Genomic DNA, 17,998 nt, shown 5'->3' with positions numbered 1-17,998 from the left:
GGGTACGGGCATTATGCATCCTGGGGGGGATCGTGAATCTGAAGGACATTGCCCAGTGGGACACCCACGCGCTGCACGCCGTGCAGCGGTCGCTGTCCGCGCGGGCGGCGACGATCCGTTTCGTGCAGGACCGTCTCGCCGACATCGGCCGGTTGCCGGCGTGGCAGGACGACGCTGCGGACGCCGCACGTCGGCGGTTCCGGAGCGCCGCGGATGATCTGAGCGGCGAGGCCGCGGCGATCGCCGTCGTCGAGAAATTGGCCCGCGACCTGGTCGACGCGGTCACGCACCTGAAGACCGAGCTCGAGGGCGTCCGGGAAGCGGCTGCCGCCCACGGTATGGCCCTGTCCGACAATGGGGATGTCACCGATGGATCGCCCGTCGACGCCTCAGTGGCAGCGCGTCGTGAAGAACTCCGTGCCGCCGCCCGCGCGCTGATTCTGCACGCCGAGGACCTCGTCGCCGACGCGGCCGCCGTCCTCACGCGGGCCGCGGACGGCGCGACCGAACCCGGTGAGGCGGATCGCCCGGGCACCGGACTGTCCGCCCCGCCGCCCCCGCCGGACGGCTCCCCGCTCGACAACCGCGCGTACTGGGACGCCCTGCCGGCAGCCCAGCGCCGCGAGGTGATCGAGCAGCATCCCGAATGGGTGGGAAATCGCGACGGCATCCCGTCCGTGGTGCGGCACGAGGCGAATGTGACCCGGTTCGACGACGAGCGGTCGCGGTGGGAGACGGAACGAGACCGACTCCGGGACAGGCTGGACCACACCATGTTCGGTGGAACATTCACCGACGACGACGCCGAACTGTGGTACGCCGAGCAGAAGTTGCGGGACCTCGACAACCTCGAGGAACTCGTGCGCGCTCACCCGGACGGCAGGCTGATGCTGCTCGACCTGCAGTCGGGTGAACGGACGATGACCGCATTCGCACTCGGCGACCCGGACACCGCCGACCACATCTCCGTCACCACACCGGGCATCGACACGACCGTCGCCTCGCTGCGCGGGATGACCGAGGAGGCGGCGGCGCTGAAAGCCGAGACCGAACGGCAATTGGACCTGGCCGGCCGCTCGAGCGATTCGGTGTCGACGATCGCGTGGCTGGGGTATCAACCGCCGACGACCACCGGTCCGGGCAATTTCGATGTGCCGTTCATCGACCAGAATCTCGGGCGTGGATGGCTCGTCGATTCCTGGCAGTCCGGCCGCGCGACCGCGGGTGCACCGAAGCTCGCCGCGTTCTACGAGGGCCTCGACGTCGCCTCGCAGACGCCCGATCCGCACATCACCGCGCTCGGCCATTCGTATGGTTCGTACACCCAGGGCCTGGCCCTGCAGGACGCGGGACCGCGGCAACCGGTCGACGACGCCGTGTTCTACGGGTCGCCCGGGTTCGACTCGAACGACGAATCGGATCTCGGTTTGACACCCCGGCACGGGTTCGTGATGCGCGCACACGACGACCCCATCACCGTGGCAGACGGGTTCGGCAGGCTCGGCCCCGATCCGGTGCAGACGGACCTCGAACAACTGTCGGTGCGCGAGGCGTCGACCCCCGACGGCGTGCAGCGGGAAGATGCCAACGGGCACAGCGAGTATCCACGGCCGAGCGGCAACGGAGAGTTACGGACGTCCGGCTACAACATGGCGGTGATCGTCGCGGGCATGCCGGAACTGGCGATCCGGTGACGGTCCGCGGCGAATGGGCAATGAAGGCGGTCGCCGTGATCGGCGCGGCGATCCTGACGAACGGATGTGGTGGCGTGACGGACAACCCGTACAACTTCAGCGACGAGGAGATCGCTGCGGCGGCGGAGAGCCTGAGCGGCCGGCCGACACTCGCGGTCACCGAGCGGCACGTCACCGATGCGCTGGTGCGGATGAGCGAGGCCGTCGCTGCGATAGCACCGGACGTCCGGTGGCGGTGGCATCGCGAACGCAGCCAGGGCGGCGGGTGCCCGGGACCGTATGCGTACACGGAGGGGCTTTCCGTCACCACGCAGGTATTGCTGTCCGACAACCCGATCGGCGACGCCGACTGGCCCGCCGTGCTGACCGCGGCCCGTGCGATCGCCACCGACGCCGGAATGGACCGGCTCGACGTGCACGCCGACCGACCCGGACGCCACGACGTCACGTTCGCCGGTGGGGACGGGAACCGGATCACGTTCGGGACGTACCGGGCAGCGACCATCAGCGGCATCACCGGCTGCCGCCACCCGTGAGTACTTGTTAACGTCCCGCGGTTAAGAAGTACTCACGGGCGGCGGAGCCGCATCGCCGCCGAACGGATCCGACGTGCGGCCGACCAGATCGGCGACCGATTTGAGCACCGCGGTGGGGCGGTAGGGGAACAGTTCCACCGAATCCCGCGTCGAAATTCCGGTGAGGACGAGGATGGTCTGCAACCCGGCCTCGAGCCCGCAGACGATGTCGGTGTCCATGCGGTCGCCGATCATCAATGTGTTCGCGGAGTGCGCGCCGATGGCCCGCAGCGCCGAGCGCATCATCAGCGCATTCGGCTTGCCCACGTAGTACGGGTCGCGACCGGTGGCCCTGCTGATCAGTGCCGCAACGGATCCCGTGGCCGGAAGGGAACCCTCCCGGGACGGCCCGGTGGGGTCGGGGTTGGTGGCGATGAAGCGAGCGCCCCTCTCCACCAGACGAATTGCGGTGGTGATGGCCTCGAAGGAGTAGGTGCGGGTCTCGCCGAGGACCACGTAGTCGGGATCGTTCTCGGTGAGGACGTACCCGATGTCGTGCAGCGCGGTGGTGAGCCCGGATTCGCCGACGACGTACGCGCTGCCGCCCGGACGCTGGCTCGCCAGGAACGTCGCGGTGGCCAGGGCGGACGTCCAGATCGATTCCTCGGGGATGTCCAGGCCGGTGCGGAGCAGACGGGCGCGGAGGTCGCGCGGAGTCCTGATCGAATTGTTGGTCAGCACGATGAACGGGGTACCCGACTCCCGGAGTTCGGCCAGGAACAGGTCGGCCCCGGGGACCAGGTGCTCTTCGTGGACGAGAACGCCGTCCATGTCCATGAGGTAGGTCCAGCCCGGGTGCTCTACGTCGTTGCTCACCGACTCAGTATGAGGGAGTGGCAGGGTGCATGCGCGACTATGCGAGCAGCCGGAACAGACCGATGAGGCCGACGACGACGATGGTTCCCCGCAACGCGGTGGGCGACAGCCTGCGGCCGTAGCGGGCGCCGAGGACGCCTCCGAGTAGCGAGCCCACCGCGATGAGGCCGGCGGCCGCCCAGCTGATCCGGTCGAAGGCCACGAGCGTGTACGCGGTCGCGGCGACGACGTTGACGATGAGCGAGAGCAGGTTCTTCGCGCCGTTCATCCGTTGCAGGCTCTCCGGCAGGATCGCGCCCATCACGCCCATCAGCAGGATGCCTTGCGCAGCGGTGAAGTATCCGCCGTACACGCCCACCGCGAACGTGCCGACGGTCAGCAGGGTGAGGCGCGCCGGGCTCAGGCCCGCCTCGTGGCTGCCGCGCTGCTTCGCCCAGGCCTGGATCTTCGGCTGCAGCACCACCAGGATCAGGGCGAGGATCAGCAGCACCGGGACGACGAGTTCGAACACAGTTTCGGGCAGGTGCAGCAGTAGCCACGAGCCGAGAATCGCACCGCACAGTGACGCCGGGATCTGCCACCGCAGCCGCGGTCCCTGCCCGGCCAGTTCCCGCCGGTACCCCCACGTCCCGGACACGCCACCGGCGACCAGGCCGATCGCATTCGACATCGTGGCGGTCACCGGAGGGAACCCGAATGCCACCAGGGTGGGGAAGGTGATGAGCGTGCCGCTGCCGACGATGGCGTTGATCGCGCCCGCGCCTACGCCGGCTACCAGGATCGCGATGACTTCGAGTGGTGTCACCGAGGCGACGTTACAAGGGCCTCCGGAGGCCCGGCAGCCGGGTCGCACCACCGTGGAGATGCAGGGCTGCAAGCCCCATTCAACCGCATGGATCTCCGTCTGTCAGTACTTCTGCGCACGGTGATTCTTGCGGGCGATCGTCACCATTTCCCCTGTGTCGCAGGGAAATACCCCGTGTTGACGGGTCCCGGGAATGCGGCTAGTGTTCGCTTCAACCATCCAGAGCGACCGAGAGACCTGGCTCGTTGACGTCGCAGCAACCCTTCCGAATTCTTCGGGTGCGGGTGCTACCGCCGGGATCGATGGAAGGCAGCACATGAACTACCTCGCGCGCCCTGCGTGGCGCAGACGGCACATCGACCTGTGCCGGACCACCTCCTGCCACTGTTGACGGGGTCTCACAGCACGCTCCCCGGGCATTTCGCCCGGTGAGCGCCTGACGCGCGCCCGCATCCCGCGGAAGACGCGCCCTCCTCCCGTCCCGGTTCCAGGTGAAAGGCCGCCTCAGTGATGTCTGTCGTAAGTGGTGAGGGAGCGTGAGCGCCCCCGTCCGGGCGCGTTCGGCCGCGCCCCTCGAGTCAGTGCCCTCCGGCGACGGGGACGCCGCGCTGGAAGTGGCGCGGAGGTGGCATCCGTGGCGGTGGATCGTCAGCGCCGTCGTGCTGGTACTACTCGCCCAGTTCGTCCACGGCCTCGCCACCAACCCGGGGTGGGACTGGGCCACGTTCGCCAAGTACTTCACGGCCGGCTCCGTGCTGCAGGCCCTGTGGATGACGGTGAAGCTGACGCTGTGGGGGACGATCCTCGGATTCGCACTCGGTGTGGTGCTGGCGGTCAGCCGCTTGTCGCACAACCCGGTGCTGCAGGTGATCGCCTGGGTGTACATCTGGGCGTTCCGATCGATTCCGCTGATCGTGCAGCTCCTGTTCTGGTTCAACATCACGTACCTGTATCAGACTCTGTCGCTGGGCATTCCGTTCGGCCCGGGCTTCTTCACGTTCGAGGTCAACGGCGTCATCAGCGGCTTCACCGCCGCCGTCATCGGTCTGGCCCTGCACCAGGCCGCGTACTCCGCCGAGATCATCCGGTCCGGCATCATCTCGGTGGACCACGGGCAGATCGAGGCGGCGCAGTCGCTGGGCATCCCGCGCCGTCGCCAGTTCTTCAAGATCGTTCTGCCCCAGGCGATGCGCGGCATCCTGCCGAACGCCGCGAACGAGGTGATCAGCCTGTTCAAGGGCACCTCGATCGTGTCGACGATGGCGATCGCCGAGCTGTTCTATCAGGTTCAGGTGATCTTCGGCCGCAACGGCCGCGTCGTGCCACTGCTGATGGTCGCGACGATCTGGTACATCATCCTGACCACGCTGTTGTCGATCGGCCAGTACTACGTCGAGCGGCACTACGCGCGCGGATCGGCTCGGGCACTGCCGCCGACTCCGTGGCAGAAGCTCACCCGGAAGTTCGCCGAGATCCGTGACGCCGGTGTCTCCGTACCGAGAGGTGCCACGAAATGACAACCGAAGCCCATCCGGCGGAGTACGCAGTGGAAGTTCGCGGAGTCCACAAGTCCTTCGGCGCACTCGAAGTCCTCCAGGGTGTGGACCTGCTGGTCCGCAAGGGCGAGGTGACGGTGATCCTGGGGCCGTCGGGTTCCGGCAAGTCCACGCTGCTGCGCACGCTCAACCACCTGGAGAAGGTCGACCGCGGCACCATTCGCATCGACGGCGACCTCATCGGTTACCGGCGCAAAGGCAACAAACTGCACGAACTGCGTGAACGCGAGATCCTGAAGCAGCGGTCCCGGATCGGATTCGTGTTCCAGAATTTCAATCTGTTCCCCCACCTCACGGTGCTGGAGAACGTGATCGAGGCGCCGGTGTCGGCGCAGGGCCGCGACCGGGCAGAGGTCGAGGCCGAGGCGATTGCGCTGCTGGAACGGGTCGGCGTGGGCGAGAAGGCCCACGAGTACCCGCGGCAGCTGTCCGGCGGCCAGCAGCAGCGGGTCGCGATCGCCCGGGCCCTCGCACTGCGCCCGGCGGTGATCCTGTTCGACGAGCCCACGTCGGCCCTCGACCCGGAACTGGTCGGCGAGGTCCTCGCCGTGATCAAGCAACTGGCACGAGACGGCGCGACCCTCGTGATCGTCACCCACGAGGTGGGCTTCGCGCGGGAGGTCGCCGACACGGCGGTCTTCATGGACGCCGGCGTCGTCGTGGAACAGGGCCCACCCTCGCAGGTCATCGACAACCCGCAGCACGACCGCACCGCAGCATTCCTCTCCCGAGTTCTCTGATTTCCCACACCTCGGTGTGGATCCCCGAAAGGCACACATGTCCACCGCACGGTTCCGTACGAAGATTCTGGCCTCGGCCCTCACCACCGTCGCGCTGCTCGCCGCCGCGTGCGGGGGCGGCGACGTCGAGGACGAGGGATCGGGGCCGACCTCGGCCGCCGGATACAACCTCACCGCAGACCAGAACCGCATCACCACCGACGAGGTCGAGTCGATCGCCGCGAAGGTTCCCCAGCAGATCCGCGACCGCGGCACGCTCATCGTGACGGGCAGCGCCGGTTCCGCCCCGCCCCTGCGCTTCTACGCCGACGACGACAAGACACTCATCGGCTCGGAGACCGACTTCGCGTACCTGATCGGCGACGTTCTCGGGTTGAAGGTCGATCTCCAGGCCGCGGACTGGGCGCAGAACTTCGTCCGCATCGATTCGGGGGAGGCCGACGCGTTCATTTCCAACGTCACCGTCACCGAGGAGCGGAAGGAGAAGTACGACTTCTCGACCTACCGCCTCGACACGGTCGCGTTCGAGACGAAGAAGGACAGCGGCATCCAGATCAAGGAGCCCAAGGACGTCGCGGGCCTGAAGATCGCGGTCTCCTCCGGCACCAATCAGGAAGCGCTGCTGGTGAAGTGGAGTGAGCAGAACGTCGCGGCGGGGCTCGAACCCACCGACATCACCTACTACCAGAACGTCACCGACTACTACCTGCCACTCGCGTCGGGCCGGATCGACGCCTACTTCGGGCCCAACCCGTCGTCGTCGTTCCACGTGGCGCAGGCGGGGGAGAGTGAGATCGCCGGAACGTTCTCGGGGGCGGGCGACGCCCTCCAGGGTGAGATCGCCGTGCTCACCAAGAAGGACAACGGCCTGGTGACCGCCGTCAACGAGGCAATCAACCACATCATCGAGAACGGCACGTACGCACAGGTTCTCGACCGCTGGAACATCGCGAGCGAGGCAGTCGGCACGTCGGTCGTCAACCCGCCCGGACTCCCGAAGACCAGCTGACAGGAGGACCAGTGACCGAGAGGACCGAATCCGTGCAGACCGTGTTCGTCGACCAGGCAGATCCACTCGCCGCGCCGCTGCTCGAAGAATTGGCGATCGAATACAGCACCCGGTACGGGCGCACCCGCGACGAGATCTACGACGATCTCAGCACGTATCCGGCGGAGGAGTTCGCCGCGCCGGGTGGCGCGTTGCTCGTCGTCGTCGAGGGCGGGACATCGGTGGCGGGCGGAGCCTTCCGCCGCTACGACGACACGACGGCCGAACTCAAACGGATCTGGACCTCGTCGGCGCACCGCCGCCGCGGCCTCGGACGAATCGTGCTGCGGGAGCTCGAGGCCGAGATCGTCCGGGCCGGCTATTCCCGCATCTTCCTCACCACGGGCCCGCGGCAGCCCGAGGCGGTGGCCCTGTACCTGGCCGCGGGGTACACGGCGCTGTTCGATCGCTCACTCCCGCCGCAGGACGTCGGAATCCACGGATTCGAGAAGGTCCTGCACACCCCTAACGCTCTGCCTTCCGCCTGGGCCGCAAAGGAGTACGAGTCCGTATGAAGTTTCTGCTGATGAGCCTGATCACTCACCAACCGGATCCGGTGACCGGGGAGAGGATCAGCACTGCGGCCAGGCTGCAGGAGGTCGTGGAGTCCGCCGTCCTCGCCGAGCAACTGGGGTACGACGGGTTCGCCGTGGGCGAGCGCCACGAGCATCCTTTCCTGTCCTCGTCCCCACCCGTGGTGCTCAGCGCCATCGCGGCGCGCACCGGCACGCTGCAGTTGTGGACCGCGGTGACCACGCTGAGCCTGCTCGACCCGGTCCGCGCGTTCGAGGACTACTCGACGCTGGACAACCTGTCGGGCGGCCGGCTGCAGCTCATCATCGGGAAGGGCAACGGCACCGCGCAAGCGGAGCTGTTCCACGTCACCCCGGACGACCAGTGGGATCGCAACCGCGAAGGCTACGAACTGTTCCGGCAGTTGTGGGAAAGTGAGGACGTCACCTGGGAGGGCGCGTTCCGGCCGTCGCTCGCGCACGCTGTCGCACTGCCGCGCCCGCTGCAGCGACGGATCCGGATCTGGCACGGCAGCGCGACGAGCAAGGAATCGGTGGATCTCGCGGCCCGCTACGGTGATCCGATCTTCTCGGCGAACGTCACGTATCCCATCGACTCGTACGCCGAACTCGTCCGGCACTACCGCGAACGGTGGACGCACTACGGTCACGATCCCGCCGACGCCCTCGTCGGCGCCGGAACCGCCGGGTTCTACGTGACTCCGAACTCGCAGGACGCGCTCGACGTGTGGCGTCCCATTCACGCCGCTCGCCTCGACTTCGCCCGCAGGGCAGGACTTCCGGTCGTGTTCGAGACCGTCGAGGACTTCGTCGAACGCAGTTCCGCACTGATCGGCAGCCCGCAGCAGGTGATCGACAAGGTGCAGCGCTACCACGAGCAGTTCGGCCACGAGGTGATCCACCTGAGCGCCGACCGCGTCGGCACCGACAAGCAGCACCGCGAGAGCCTGGAGCTGTTCCAGGCCGAGGTGGCACCCGCGCTGCGCGAGACCATTCCGAGCCGCCCCCTCGCGGCCCGCACCGAGGAGGAAGACGCATGAGCCTGGTTCTGGGCATCGAACTCGACGGCGAGGGTGCGCATCCCGAAGCCTGGCGCCGAGCCGCGCACACACCCGACCGGTTGCTGACCGGGCGAACGGTGGCGGACCGGGTCGCGGCGGCCGAGAACGCGGGTTTCACGTTCGCCTCCTTCGATGATTCGCTCCTGCCTCCCGGCGCCGGCGGGGGACCCGTCGGCCGGATCGACGCGGTGAACCGCGCGGCGTTCGTCGCCGCGACCACCAGCACGATCGGACTCGTACCGGTCGTCGGCACCACGTATGCCGAGCCGTTTCACACGTCCTCCCAGCTCGCGACGCTCGACTACGCGTCGCGCGGTCGCGGTGGCTGGATCGCAGCACGCGACACCGACCCGCGGGTCGCGAGCGCACTGGGCCGGGCCGAGGTCACCGCACCCGCCGACCTTGCGCAGGAGGAACGGGACGCGATCACCGTGGTCCGGGACCTGTGGGATTCGTGGGAGGACGACGCGGTGATCCGCGACTATGCGACCGGGCGTTTCCTCGACCGCGACCGAGTGCACTACCTCGACTTCCAGGGCGAGACGTACTCGGTGAAGGGTCCGGCCATCGTGCCGCGACCACCGCAGGGGCAACTGGTGGTGTTCGGCCGCGCGGGGGACACCGATCCGTCGCTGGTCGACGTGGTGCTGGTGTCCGGACCGACCGTCGAGGACACCGTCGAGGCCGCCGTGCGCGCAAAGGCAGGCGGGGCGGTGCTGGTGTTCGCGGAACTGGACGTCGCGCTGGGCGCGTCCACGCCTGCCCCGCCGAGCGGACGGGTGTCGTTCGCCGGCGATGCCACCGGGCTGGTGGACCTGTTGCGGACCCTGGATGCGCACGTCGACGGCGTGCGCCTGCATCCCGCCGTCGTCGACGAGGACCTTCCGGTGCTGGCCCGGTTCGTGGTTCCGGCGCTTCTCCGTGCCGGCATCGCCCACCGTCCCGTTCCCGGTTCGACCCTGCGCGGCACGCTGGGCCTCGACCGTCCCGTCACCCGATTCCAGGCCGAGTGCCTCGAACACTCCTCTCGCTGAAAGGTTGTGGAGAACATGACCGACAACTCGTACGCCCGACCCGGCGCCCAGGTGCACTTCGGTGTCTTCTTCCAGGGCGTCAACCACACGACGATCTGGTCGGATCCATCGAGCGGATCGCAGATCGACTTCGAGACGTTCCGGCGGGTGGCACTGACCGCCGAGCGCGGCCTGTTCGACGCCTTCTTCCTCGGTGAGGGCCTGCGCCTGCGGGAACAGGAGGGCAAGATTCTCGATCTCGACATCGTGGGCCGCCCGGACGCGATCACCCAGCTCGCGGCGCTCGCCGGCATCACCCGGCACATCGGGTTGGTGGCCACCCAGAACACCACCTACAACGAGCCCGCCGACCTCGCCAGGCGGCTGTCCGGGCTGGACCTGCTGTCCGGTGGCCGTGCCGGCTGGAACGCGGTCACCACGGACAATGCCTGGACCGGTGAGAACTTCCGGCGCGGCGGCTTCCTCGATCACGCGGACAGGTACGAGCGGGCCGGGCAGTTCCTCGACACCGCCCGGGCGATCTGGGATGCGTGGGCCGACGGCGCGGTCGCGACGAGGACCGACGCGCCGTCGTGGGCAACCCCGGACGGGGTGCGGGAGGTGTCCCGGCGCACGTCGCAGTTCGACGTCACGATCACCCCCACGCTGCCGCGCAGCGCCCAGGGACACCCCGTCATCTTCCAGGCCGGTGACTCACCGGCGGGCCGGGACTTCGCGGCCGCGCACACCGACGTGATCTTCTCCCGGCACGGAACGCATTTCGACGCGGCGCTCGCCTTCGCCGAGGACATCAGGGCGAGAGTGCGTCGTGCGGGGCGCCCCGAGGACGACGTCAAGATTCTGCCGGGCACGCAGATCGTGCTCGCGGAGAACGCGTCCGAGGTGGAGGAGAAGGTGCGCTGGGTTCTCGAGGGCCAGTACACCGGGCAGACGGCGTTGTCTCTGGTCGGTCAGGTGTGGGGCCGCGATCTGTCCGATCGCGACCCGGACGGTCCACTGCCCGAATTCGATCCGGTGCCCGCGCCGATCTCCGTCACCCGCGGGGCGGCGCGTGACGGAAAGGATCCGCTCGCCATCGCCCGGGAATGGCGGGCACTGGCGGAGGCGCAGAACCTGTCGCTGCGTCAGGTGGCGATCGCGACCACCCAGCGCTCCGGTTTCGCGGGCACCCCCGGGCAGGTCGCCGACGAACTCACCCGGTGGGTTCGCAGTGGGGCGACGGACGGATTCAACATCTCGCCGTATCTGGTGCCCACCGGACTCGACGAGATCGTCGACCTGCTGGTGCCCGAATTGCAGGAGCGAGGTTCGTACCGAACGGAATACGAAGGCTCCACCCTGCGTGAGCACCTCGGGCTCCGGCCCGCCCTGTCGCGGCGGGAGGTCGAGTCCCAGCAGGCGGTCGGGTAGCGGGGTCCGTGTGGCGCCGCGACCGGCGATCTCTTACACTCGGTAACGACCATCCAGAGCGACCGAGAGACCTGGCTCGTTGACGTCGCAGCAACCCCCCGCCCTGCGGGTGCGGGTGCTACCGCCGGGATCGATGGAGGAACGATGTTGACCGAAGGTTTCGTGAGCGCCTGGGGGCGCCTGCACGTCGATCTCTGTCGGCTGTCCACCTCGATCTGTCACAGCTGACCTGATACCCCGATCCCTCGGGGTTCCGGCTCTTCACACCGCATCCGCGTCGGATCCGGTGTCCCTCACCTTCCTGTGCGCGTGAGCGCTGCCGATACGACGGGCAGCGCGCACGGCACTTCTTCGAGATCACGGAGTTCTCGGTGCCATCAGTGCTTTTGTCCTCGCCCCACCGCGGTGCCCGCATCGCAGCAGGTATCGGCGCCGCCGCCGTGCTGGCCACGGCGCTCACCGCCTGCGGTGGCGGTTCCAGCAGTTCCTCCGCGGATGCGGGCCCCGCACAGCCGGGCGGCACACTCCGCTACGGCCTCTCCCAGGCACCCACGTGCGCCGACCCCGCGCAGTCGGGCACGAATCAGACGATCTACGTGGCTCGTCAGGTGGTGGACTCGCTCACCGACCAGGACCCGGAGACGGGCGAACTGAAGCCGTGGCTCGCCGAGAGCTGGGAAACCGACGCCGACGCATCCTCCTTCACGTTCCACCTGAAGGAGGGGGTGACGTTCAGTGACGGAACGCCTTTCACCGCGGAGTCGGTGAAGAAGAATCTCGACGCCATCGTGAACACCCTCTCCGGCGCCAAGGCCCCGCTCGGTGCCAGCTACCTCGCCGGGTACACCGGAACCACCGTGATCGACCCGCTGACCGCGCAGGTCGACTTCGCCGCACCCAACGCGCAGTTCCTGCAGGCGTCGTCCACCCCGCAGCTGGGCATCCTGTCCGATGCGTCCGTCGCGAAGTCCGCCGAAGAGCGGTGCACCGGCAACATCTCGGGCACCGGACCGTTCACGTACGCCGACTACCAACAGGACAAGTCGGTGACCCTCGCCAAGCGCGCCGGATACAACTGGGGTTCGGACGTGTTCGGCCACGACGGCGAGGCCTACCTCGACACCATCGAGTTCAGTGTCGTGCCCGAATCCGGTGTCCGCACGGGCAGCCTGTCCTCGGGACAGCTGGATGCGATCAGTGACGCGTTGCCGCAGGATGCCCCGCAGATCGAAGGCGCAGGCGGGCAGGTGCTCACCACGTCGAACCCCGGGACGCCGTTCGGTTTCCAGCCCAACGTGACTCGCGGACCGCTCGTCGATCCGGTCGTGCGCAGTGCGCTGGTCCCGGCGATCAACCGGCAGGAACTGGTCGACACCGTGCTCGGGCCCAACTTCAAGCCCGCCACCAGCACGCTGGCCAGCCGCACCCCCGGCTACGTGGCGCTGCCGGACGTGACATTCGACCCGGAGAAGGCGAAGTCGATCCTCGACCAGGCGGGCTGGGTTCCCGGTGCCGACGGCATCCGGGAGAAGGGCGGTCAGAAGCTGAGCTTCCCCGTTCTGTTCAGCTCCGTGTTCGCCGGCAACCAGGCCATCCTCGAACTGGTGCAGCAGCAGCTCAAAGAGGTGGGAGTGGATCTGCAGCTGAATCTCGTGTCCACCCCGGAGGCCACCGCTCGCCAGAATGCCAAGGACTTCGACGCCACCTATTACAACAGCACCCGCGCCGACGGTGACATCCTCCGCACCCAGTTCGGACTCGAGGGCCGCAACCTGAACAACCGCGGACCGATTCCCGCGCTCGACGCCGTGCTCGCGAAGCAGCTCGCCACCACCGACACCACCGAGCGGAGCGCGCTCGTCGCCGACGCCCAGCAGCAGGTGCTCGACAACGGCCTGTGGATCCCCACGGTGGAGTTGTCGCAGGCGATCGGCGCCGGCCCGAACGTGCAGGACCTGAAGTTCGAGGCCTCGGCCCGGCTCCAGTTCTTCGACACCTGGATCAGCGGACGCTGAGCCATGATTCGCTACCTCGGACTACGCGTGCTGCAGGCGATCGCCGTCCTGTGGGCGACGTTCACCGTGTCGTTCGCCGTGCTGTTCCTGTTGCCGTCCGACCCGGTGAGCATCGCCGTCGACTCGGCGACCGCCGGAACGACGGTCGACGCGGCCGCCGTCGCGGAGCTGCAGGCGCGGTACGGCCTCGACCAGCCGGTGTGGGTGCAGTACTGGAATTCGCTGAGCCACGCCGTCCGCGGTGACTTCGGGTACTCGATCGCCACCGGGCAATCGGTGACCGAGGCGATCGGGAACGCGGTCCCCAGCACGCTCGCGCTGGCGTCCGCGGCGCTGCTCCTCGCGGTCGTGTTCGGGGCAGCGGTCGCGTTCCTCGCCACCTACACCAGGGTCCACTGGGTGCGGAATCTGCTGTTCTCGCTGCCTCCGCTCGGTGTCGCGGTGCCGACGTTCTGGGTGGGACTGATTCTGCTGCAGCTGTTCTCGTTCCGGCTGAAGGCCTTTCCGGCGTTCGGCGACCAGGGGATCGCGACGCTGGTGCTCCCCGCGGTGACGCTCGCGCTGCCGACCGGCGCGGTGATCGCCCAGGTGCTCGCGGCGAGTCTGCAGACCACGTGGCGGCAGCCGTTCATCGAAGCCGCGCGGGCGAAGGGCGCGTCCCGCTGGCAGATCCAGACCCGGCACGCGCTGCGCCTGTCGAGCATTCCCGCGTTCACCATCGCCGGTGTGCTCGTGGGGAATCTGCTGGCCGGATCGGTCGTCGTCGAGACGGTGTTCTCGCGCGCCGGAGTCGGGCGGCTCACCCAGACGTCCGTGATGGCGCAGGACATTCCGGTGGTCCAGGGAATCGTGGTGCTGAGCTCCGTCGTCTACGTACTCGTCAATCTCGCCGTCGATCTGCTCTACCCGCTGATCGATCCCCGGATCGTCGAGGGCAGGCGCAGTTCGGACCGCAGCGGCAGCGCGGATGTGGAGGAGAAGGTTCATGTCTGACATCCTCACCAGGGAACTGATCGACGAGGCCGAGGGTTTCGGCACTCCGCCGGTCGAACCGCCGCCCGTGATCGCGTCCGAGTCGGACAGCCGCGGACGCCGCGTGGTGACGTGGTTGCGTCGTAATCTCGTGCTCGTGGCCTCGGCCGCCGTGCTCCTCGTCGCGGTCGGATTCGCGGTGGCGCCGTCGGTGTTCGCGAGCGGCGACCCGCTGGTCGGGGTGCCCGCCCAGAAACTGCAGGCGCCGAGTGCCGCGCACTGGTTCGGCACCGACAACATCGGCCGCGACGTGTATACCCGCGTGGTCCACGGCGCCGGATTGTCGCTGACCGCAACGTTGTTGGCCGTGGGCATCGCACTGGTCGTCGGTTCGCTGATCGGCCTGCTGTCCGGTGCCGTCGGAGGCGCGCTGGACGCCGTCCTGATGCGCGTCGTCGACGTCCTCCTGTCGATCCCCGCCCTGCTGCTCTCGCTCGCTCTGGTGACCGCGCTGGGGTTCGGCACGGTCAACGTGGCCATCGCGGTGGGCGTGTCGCTGATCGCGAACTTCGCCCGCGTGATGCGTTCGGAGGTGCTGCGCGTGCGCCGGTCGCTGTACGTCGAGGCGGCGTTCGCGTCGGGTGTCCGCTGGCACACGGTGCTGCGCCGCCACGTTCTGCGGAATTCGTACGCGCCCGTCGTGGCACTCGCCGCCGTCGAGTTCGGGATGGCGGTCCTCGCGGTGTCGTCGCTGAGCTTCCTCGGGTTCGGCGCGGTGCCGCCCACCCCGGAGTGGGGCTCGCTGATCTCCGAGGGCCGGAACTACCTCGCCACCGCGTGGTGGATGACCACCCTGCCCGGACTGGTGATCGTGGCCGTCGTGCTGTCGGCGCACCGACTCGGACATGCACTCGAACAGAGGGAAGTGCGATGAGTTCGACTACTACTGCTGCGGCAGGCACCACGGCGCCGCTCCTCCAGGTCTCCGGACTGCGGGTGGCGTACGGGAGCGTGAGCGATCCCGTCGTGGCCGTGAAGGGCGTCGACCTCACGGTCTCGCGCGGCGAAGTGGTGGCCGTGGTCGGCGAGTCCGGCTCCGGAAAATCCACCACCGCGCACGCCATCCTCGGGCTGCTCAGCGGATCCGGGCGGGCCGTCGCCGGCACCGTCACGTTCGACGGTGAGCGTCTCGACACCAAGTCGGAGCGCGCACTCGGACGGGTCCGCGGCGCCCGGATCGGCCTGGTTCCCCAGGACCCGACGACGTCGCTCAACCCCGTCCTGCGGGTCGGCGCCCAGGTGGCCGAGGTGCTCCGGATCCACGGTCTCGCCGACCGGCGGACGGCCGCCGTCGAGGCGGTGCGCATTCTCGCCGAAGCCGGGATCGACAAGCCCGAGGTGCGGGCGAGACAGTACCCGCAGGACCTCTCGGGCGGGCAACGGCAGCGCGTCCTGATCGGGATCGCGCTGGCGTGCAGCCCCGAACTCGTGATCGCGGACGAGCCGACCAGCGCACTCGACGTCACGGTGCAGCGCCGGATTCTCGATCACCTCGACGCGCGGATCGCCGAATCCGGCACCGCGGTCCTGCTGATCACGCACGATCTGGGTGTCGCAGCCGACCGCGCCGACCGGATCGTGGTGATGAGCCAGGGTGAGGTGGTGGAAGCGGGTCCCACCCGCGAGATCCTCGAGAACCCCCAGCACGAGTACACCCGCACCCTGCTGGCCGCGGCGCCGAGTCTCTCGGTGGGGCGGGGGCCCAGCCGCGCCGCGGAGGCGGGCGGAGCCGAACCCGATGTCCTGCTGCGGGTGTCCGGGGTGTCCAAGACGTTCCGGATCGATCGGCGCACGGCCATCGACGCCGTCCAGGACGTGTCGTTCGAGGTCCCCCGCGGGCGCACCCTGTCGCTGGTGGGGGAGTCGGGGTCCGGCAAGTCCACGGTGGCCCGGATCGCGATCCGGTTGGAGTCTCCCACCGGAGGCCGCGTCGAGTTCGACGGCCGGGACATCACCACCCTGCGCGGCGGCGCGCTGCGCGCCCTGCGCCGCCGAGTGCAGATCGTGTACCAGAACCCCTATGCGTCCCTCGATCCGAAGCTGGCCGTTGCGGATATCGTGGCGGAACCGCTCGGTGCGTTCGGTGTCGGCACCCGGGCGGAACGGGAGGCACGAGTCGCCGAACTGCTCGAGCAGGTCGCGTTGCCGCGCACCTACCTCGAACGCCGACCGGCCGAGCTGTCCGGCGGCCAACGGCAGCGGGTCGCCATCGCCCGGGCGCTCGCGCTGCACCCCGAACTCGTCGTGCTCGACGAACCGGTGTCGGCGCTGGACGTCTCGGTGCAGTCGCAGATCCTCGGGTTGCTCGAGCGCCTGCAGCGGGACCTCGGGCTCAGCTACCTGTTCATCTCACACGACCTCGCCGTGGTCCGGCAGATCAGCGACACGGTCGCGGTGATGCGGTCCGGCCGCATCGTCGAATCGGGCACCGCGGCAGAAATATTCGACAATCCCCGCCACGACTACACCCGGCAGTTGCTCGACGCCATCCCGGGACGATCCGTCGTGCGTTCACGTTCTGCACAGCTGGAGGAATCGATTCATGCCTGAGCCACACGACCCGCTCGTCGCCGTCGATCTGTACGGCACGGGGATCCATCCGCAGTCCTGGCGTCGTCAGGACTCGCGCGCCGAGGACCTCTTCACCGCCGGCTACTGGACCGGCCTGCTCGGGCAGGCCGACTCCGCCGGAGTGGACCTCGCGTTCGTCGGCGATACCTTCGCGATCGCCACGACGGGACACTCCGATCAGCGTGGACAACTGGACGCCGTGGCGATCGCCGCACGGGCCGTCGCGTCCACCGAGCGGATCGGTCTGGTTCCGACGGTGACCGTCACCCACACCGAACCGTTCCACGTGTCCAAGGCCATCGCGAGCCTCGACCACGCGTCGCTCGGCCGCGCCGGATGGCAGGTGGACGTGTCGGCCGGTCAGGCGCAGGCGAATCTGTTCGGGCGCAAGGACGCACAGGATGCCGAGAGCCTGTGGGCGGAGGCGGCCGACGCGATCGAGGTCGTCAGCCTGCTGTGGGACAGCTGGGAGGACGACGCCGAGATCCGCGACGTGCGCACCGGCCGCTTCATCGACCGGGACAAGCTGCACTACATCGATTTCGAGGGCACGCACTTCTCCGTGAAGGGTCCCTCGATCACGCCGCGATCGCCGCAGGGGCAGTCGCTGATCGTGATCGGTGCGCGGGACGAGCACTCCACCCGGGTCGCCGCGGCGCGCGCCGACGTGATCCGCATCGGCGCGCCCACCGTGGACGCAGCACGTGACGCCGCGGACCGGGTGCGACGTGCCGCCGCCGAGGCGGGCCGGGACTCCGCCTCGCTGCGGATCCTGCTGGACGTCGAGGTGGTGATCGCCGAGACCGCCGACGCGGCGGAACGCGACCTCGCGCAGCTCGAGAACTGGTCCGGCAGCCGGTACGAGCCGGCGTCGATTCTCCACCGCGGCGACGCGCCGGTACTCTCCCGCCTGATCACCGACGTGGTGGGCGCCGGGGGCGTCGACGGCGTGACCCTCCGGCCGCTGGCGCTGACGTCCGGCCTGAACGAGATCACCGAGCGCGTCCTGCCGCTGCTGCGCCCGGGCGACCGAGCGCCCGACAGCGGAGTGCTCCGGGAGCGGCTCGGCTTCACCCGTCCCGTCAATCACTTCGCCGGGCAGGACTGA

18 protein-coding genes and 2 riboswitches are annotated in these 17,998 nt (G+C 68.7%); of the genes, 16 read left to right on the top strand and 2 right to left on the bottom strand.

What is annotated here, in order from left to right; all coding sequences use genetic code 11:
• Positions 1-32: 32 nt before the first annotated feature.
• Together DTA22_RS22410 and DTA22_RS22405 are read left to right on the top strand one after the other, a co-directional pair.
• The gene (locus DTA22_RS22410) at positions 33-1,694 is read left to right on the top strand and encodes an alpha/beta hydrolase (protein ID WP_112300938.1); all 1,662 of its coding nucleotides are present in this window, start codon (positions 33-35) and stop codon (positions 1,692-1,694) included.
• Entirely contained in the window at positions 1,691-2,230 is a 540-nt protein-coding gene (locus DTA22_RS22405; RefSeq protein WP_112300937.1) for an LppA family lipoprotein, read from the top strand. The genes DTA22_RS22410 and DTA22_RS22405 overlap by 4 nt, the downstream gene beginning before the upstream one ends.
• Positions 2,231-2,251: 21 nt before the next feature.
• On the opposite strand, the gene DTA22_RS22400 is transcribed toward DTA22_RS22405, so the two are convergent.
• Both DTA22_RS22400 and DTA22_RS22395 read right to left on the bottom strand, forming a co-directional pair.
• The gene (locus DTA22_RS22400) at positions 2,252-3,046 is read right to left on the bottom strand and encodes an HAD-IIA family hydrolase (RefSeq protein ID WP_052033043.1); all 795 of its coding nucleotides are present in this window, start codon (positions 3,044-3,046) and stop codon (positions 2,252-2,254) included.
• A gap of 76 nt (positions 3,047-3,122) precedes the next feature.
• Positions 3,123-3,890 (bottom strand): sulfite exporter TauE/SafE family protein, encoded by a 768-nt coding sequence (locus DTA22_RS22395; protein WP_037230743.1) that lies wholly within the window; start codon positions 3,888-3,890, stop codon positions 3,123-3,125.
• A 212-nt stretch (positions 3,891-4,102) separates the two neighbouring features.
• A riboswitch (SAM riboswitch) is annotated at positions 4,103-4,199 on the top strand.
• Between the two features lie 7 nt (positions 4,200-4,206).
• Between DTA22_RS22395 and DTA22_RS37195 the strand changes: the two genes are divergently transcribed.
• The 14 genes from DTA22_RS37195 (at position 4,207) to DTA22_RS22335 (ending at position 17,998) form a co-directional block, all read left to right on the top strand.
• Positions 4,207-4,281: a putative leader peptide gene (locus tag DTA22_RS37195; protein ID WP_368681154.1), complete on the top strand. Its 75-nt coding sequence runs from the start codon at positions 4,207-4,209 to the stop codon at positions 4,279-4,281.
• A gap of 145 nt (positions 4,282-4,426) precedes the next feature.
• A complete protein-coding gene (locus DTA22_RS22390) occupies positions 4,427-5,407 on the top strand; it encodes an amino acid ABC transporter permease (protein ID WP_037230742.1) in 981 nt (326 codons plus the stop codon).
• Entirely contained in the window at positions 5,404-6,186 is a 783-nt protein-coding gene (locus DTA22_RS22385) for an amino acid ABC transporter ATP-binding protein (RefSeq protein ID WP_112300936.1), read from the top strand. Before DTA22_RS22390 ends, DTA22_RS22385 begins: the two co-directional genes overlap by 4 nt.
• 37 nt (positions 6,187-6,223) lie before the next feature.
• Positions 6,224-7,195: an ABC transporter substrate-binding protein gene (locus DTA22_RS22380; protein ID WP_037230740.1), complete on the top strand. Its 972-nt coding sequence runs from the start codon at positions 6,224-6,226 to the stop codon at positions 7,193-7,195.
• 11 nt (positions 7,196-7,206) lie between these two features.
• Positions 7,207-7,749, top strand: coding sequence for a GNAT family N-acetyltransferase (locus DTA22_RS22375; protein ID WP_112300935.1), 543 nt, complete (start codon positions 7,207-7,209; stop codon positions 7,747-7,749).
• Positions 7,746-8,807 carry an LLM class flavin-dependent oxidoreductase gene (locus tag DTA22_RS22370; RefSeq protein ID WP_037230738.1) on the top strand — a complete coding sequence of 354 codons (1,062 nt, stop codon included), beginning with the start codon at positions 7,746-7,748 and terminating at the stop codon, positions 8,805-8,807. The genes DTA22_RS22375 and DTA22_RS22370 overlap by 4 nt, the downstream gene beginning before the upstream one ends.
• On the top strand, positions 8,804-9,862 hold the full coding sequence (locus DTA22_RS22365) for an LLM class flavin-dependent oxidoreductase (RefSeq protein WP_112300934.1): 1,059 nt from the start codon (positions 8,804-8,806) through the stop codon (positions 9,860-9,862). The genes DTA22_RS22370 and DTA22_RS22365 overlap by 4 nt, the downstream gene beginning before the upstream one ends.
• Positions 9,863-9,877: 15 nt before the next feature.
• Complete coding sequence (locus tag DTA22_RS22360; protein ID WP_112300984.1) at positions 9,878-11,272, top strand: NtaA/DmoA family FMN-dependent monooxygenase; 1,395 nt, start codon at positions 9,878-9,880, stop codon at positions 11,270-11,272.
• Between the two features lie 46 nt (positions 11,273-11,318).
• Positions 11,319-11,412, top strand: a riboswitch (SAM riboswitch).
• Positions 11,413-11,416: 4 nt separating this feature from the next.
• A complete protein-coding gene (locus DTA22_RS37190; protein ID WP_310794466.1) occupies positions 11,417-11,500 on the top strand; it encodes a putative leader peptide in 84 nt (27 codons plus the stop codon).
• A 152-nt stretch (positions 11,501-11,652) separates the two neighbouring features.
• On the top strand, positions 11,653-13,287 hold the full coding sequence (locus tag DTA22_RS22355; protein WP_037230736.1) for an ABC transporter substrate-binding protein: 1,635 nt from the start codon (positions 11,653-11,655) through the stop codon (positions 13,285-13,287).
• A gap of 3 nt (positions 13,288-13,290) precedes the next feature.
• On the top strand, positions 13,291-14,280 hold the full coding sequence (locus DTA22_RS22350; protein ID WP_112300933.1) for an ABC transporter permease: 990 nt from the start codon (positions 13,291-13,293) through the stop codon (positions 14,278-14,280).
• Complete coding sequence (locus DTA22_RS22345) at positions 14,273-15,193, top strand: ABC transporter permease (protein WP_112300932.1); 921 nt, start codon at positions 14,273-14,275, stop codon at positions 15,191-15,193. The genes DTA22_RS22350 and DTA22_RS22345 overlap by 8 nt, the downstream gene beginning before the upstream one ends.
• On the top strand, positions 15,190-16,869 hold the full coding sequence (locus DTA22_RS22340; RefSeq protein ID WP_112300931.1) for a dipeptide ABC transporter ATP-binding protein: 1,680 nt from the start codon (positions 15,190-15,192) through the stop codon (positions 16,867-16,869). Before DTA22_RS22345 ends, DTA22_RS22340 begins: the two co-directional genes overlap by 4 nt.
• On the top strand, positions 16,862-17,998 hold the full coding sequence (locus DTA22_RS22335) for an LLM class flavin-dependent oxidoreductase (protein ID WP_112300930.1): 1,137 nt from the start codon (positions 16,862-16,864) through the stop codon (positions 17,996-17,998). The genes DTA22_RS22340 and DTA22_RS22335 overlap by 8 nt, the downstream gene beginning before the upstream one ends.

Origin of the sequence: Rhodococcus wratislaviensis (assembly GCF_900455735.1) — a bacterium.
Classification (GTDB): domain Bacteria; phylum Actinomycetota; class Actinomycetes; order Mycobacteriales; family Mycobacteriaceae; genus Rhodococcus_F; species Rhodococcus_F wratislaviensis.
The sequence above is the reverse complement of the archived record's forward strand: the minus strand, read 5'-3'. Positions and strand labels throughout refer to the sequence as shown.

What these genes read in the sequence shown, in the direction of transcription:
- DTA22_RS22400 (WP_052033043.1), bottom strand. Translation starts at nt 3,046, where the DNA reads ATGGACATGGACGGCGTTCTCGTCCACGAAGAGCACCTGGTCCCCGGG.
- DTA22_RS22385 (WP_112300936.1), top strand. Translation starts at nt 5,404, where the DNA reads ATGACAACCGAAGCCCATCCGGCGGAGTACGCAGTGGAAGTTCGCGGA.
- DTA22_RS22380 (WP_037230740.1), top strand. Translation starts at nt 6,224, where the DNA reads ATGTCCACCGCACGGTTCCGTACGAAGATTCTGGCCTCGGCCCTCACC.
- DTA22_RS22370 (WP_037230738.1), top strand. Translation starts at nt 7,746, where the DNA reads ATGAAGTTTCTGCTGATGAGCCTGATCACTCACCAACCGGATCCGGTG.
- DTA22_RS22365 (WP_112300934.1), top strand. Translation starts at nt 8,804, where the DNA reads ATGAGCCTGGTTCTGGGCATCGAACTCGACGGCGAGGGTGCGCATCCC.
- DTA22_RS22360 (WP_112300984.1), top strand. Translation starts at nt 9,878, where the DNA reads ATGACCGACAACTCGTACGCCCGACCCGGCGCCCAGGTGCACTTCGGT.
- DTA22_RS37190 (WP_310794466.1), top strand. Translation starts at nt 11,417, where the DNA reads ATGTTGACCGAAGGTTTCGTGAGCGCCTGGGGGCGCCTGCACGTCGAT.
- DTA22_RS22350 (WP_112300933.1), top strand. Translation starts at nt 13,291, where the DNA reads ATGATTCGCTACCTCGGACTACGCGTGCTGCAGGCGATCGCCGTCCTG.
- DTA22_RS22345 (WP_112300932.1), top strand. Translation starts at nt 14,273, where the DNA reads ATGTCTGACATCCTCACCAGGGAACTGATCGACGAGGCCGAGGGTTTC.
- DTA22_RS22340 (WP_112300931.1), top strand. Translation starts at nt 15,190, where the DNA reads ATGAGTTCGACTACTACTGCTGCGGCAGGCACCACGGCGCCGCTCCTC.
- DTA22_RS22335 (WP_112300930.1), top strand. Translation starts at nt 16,862, where the DNA reads ATGCCTGAGCCACACGACCCGCTCGTCGCCGTCGATCTGTACGGCACG.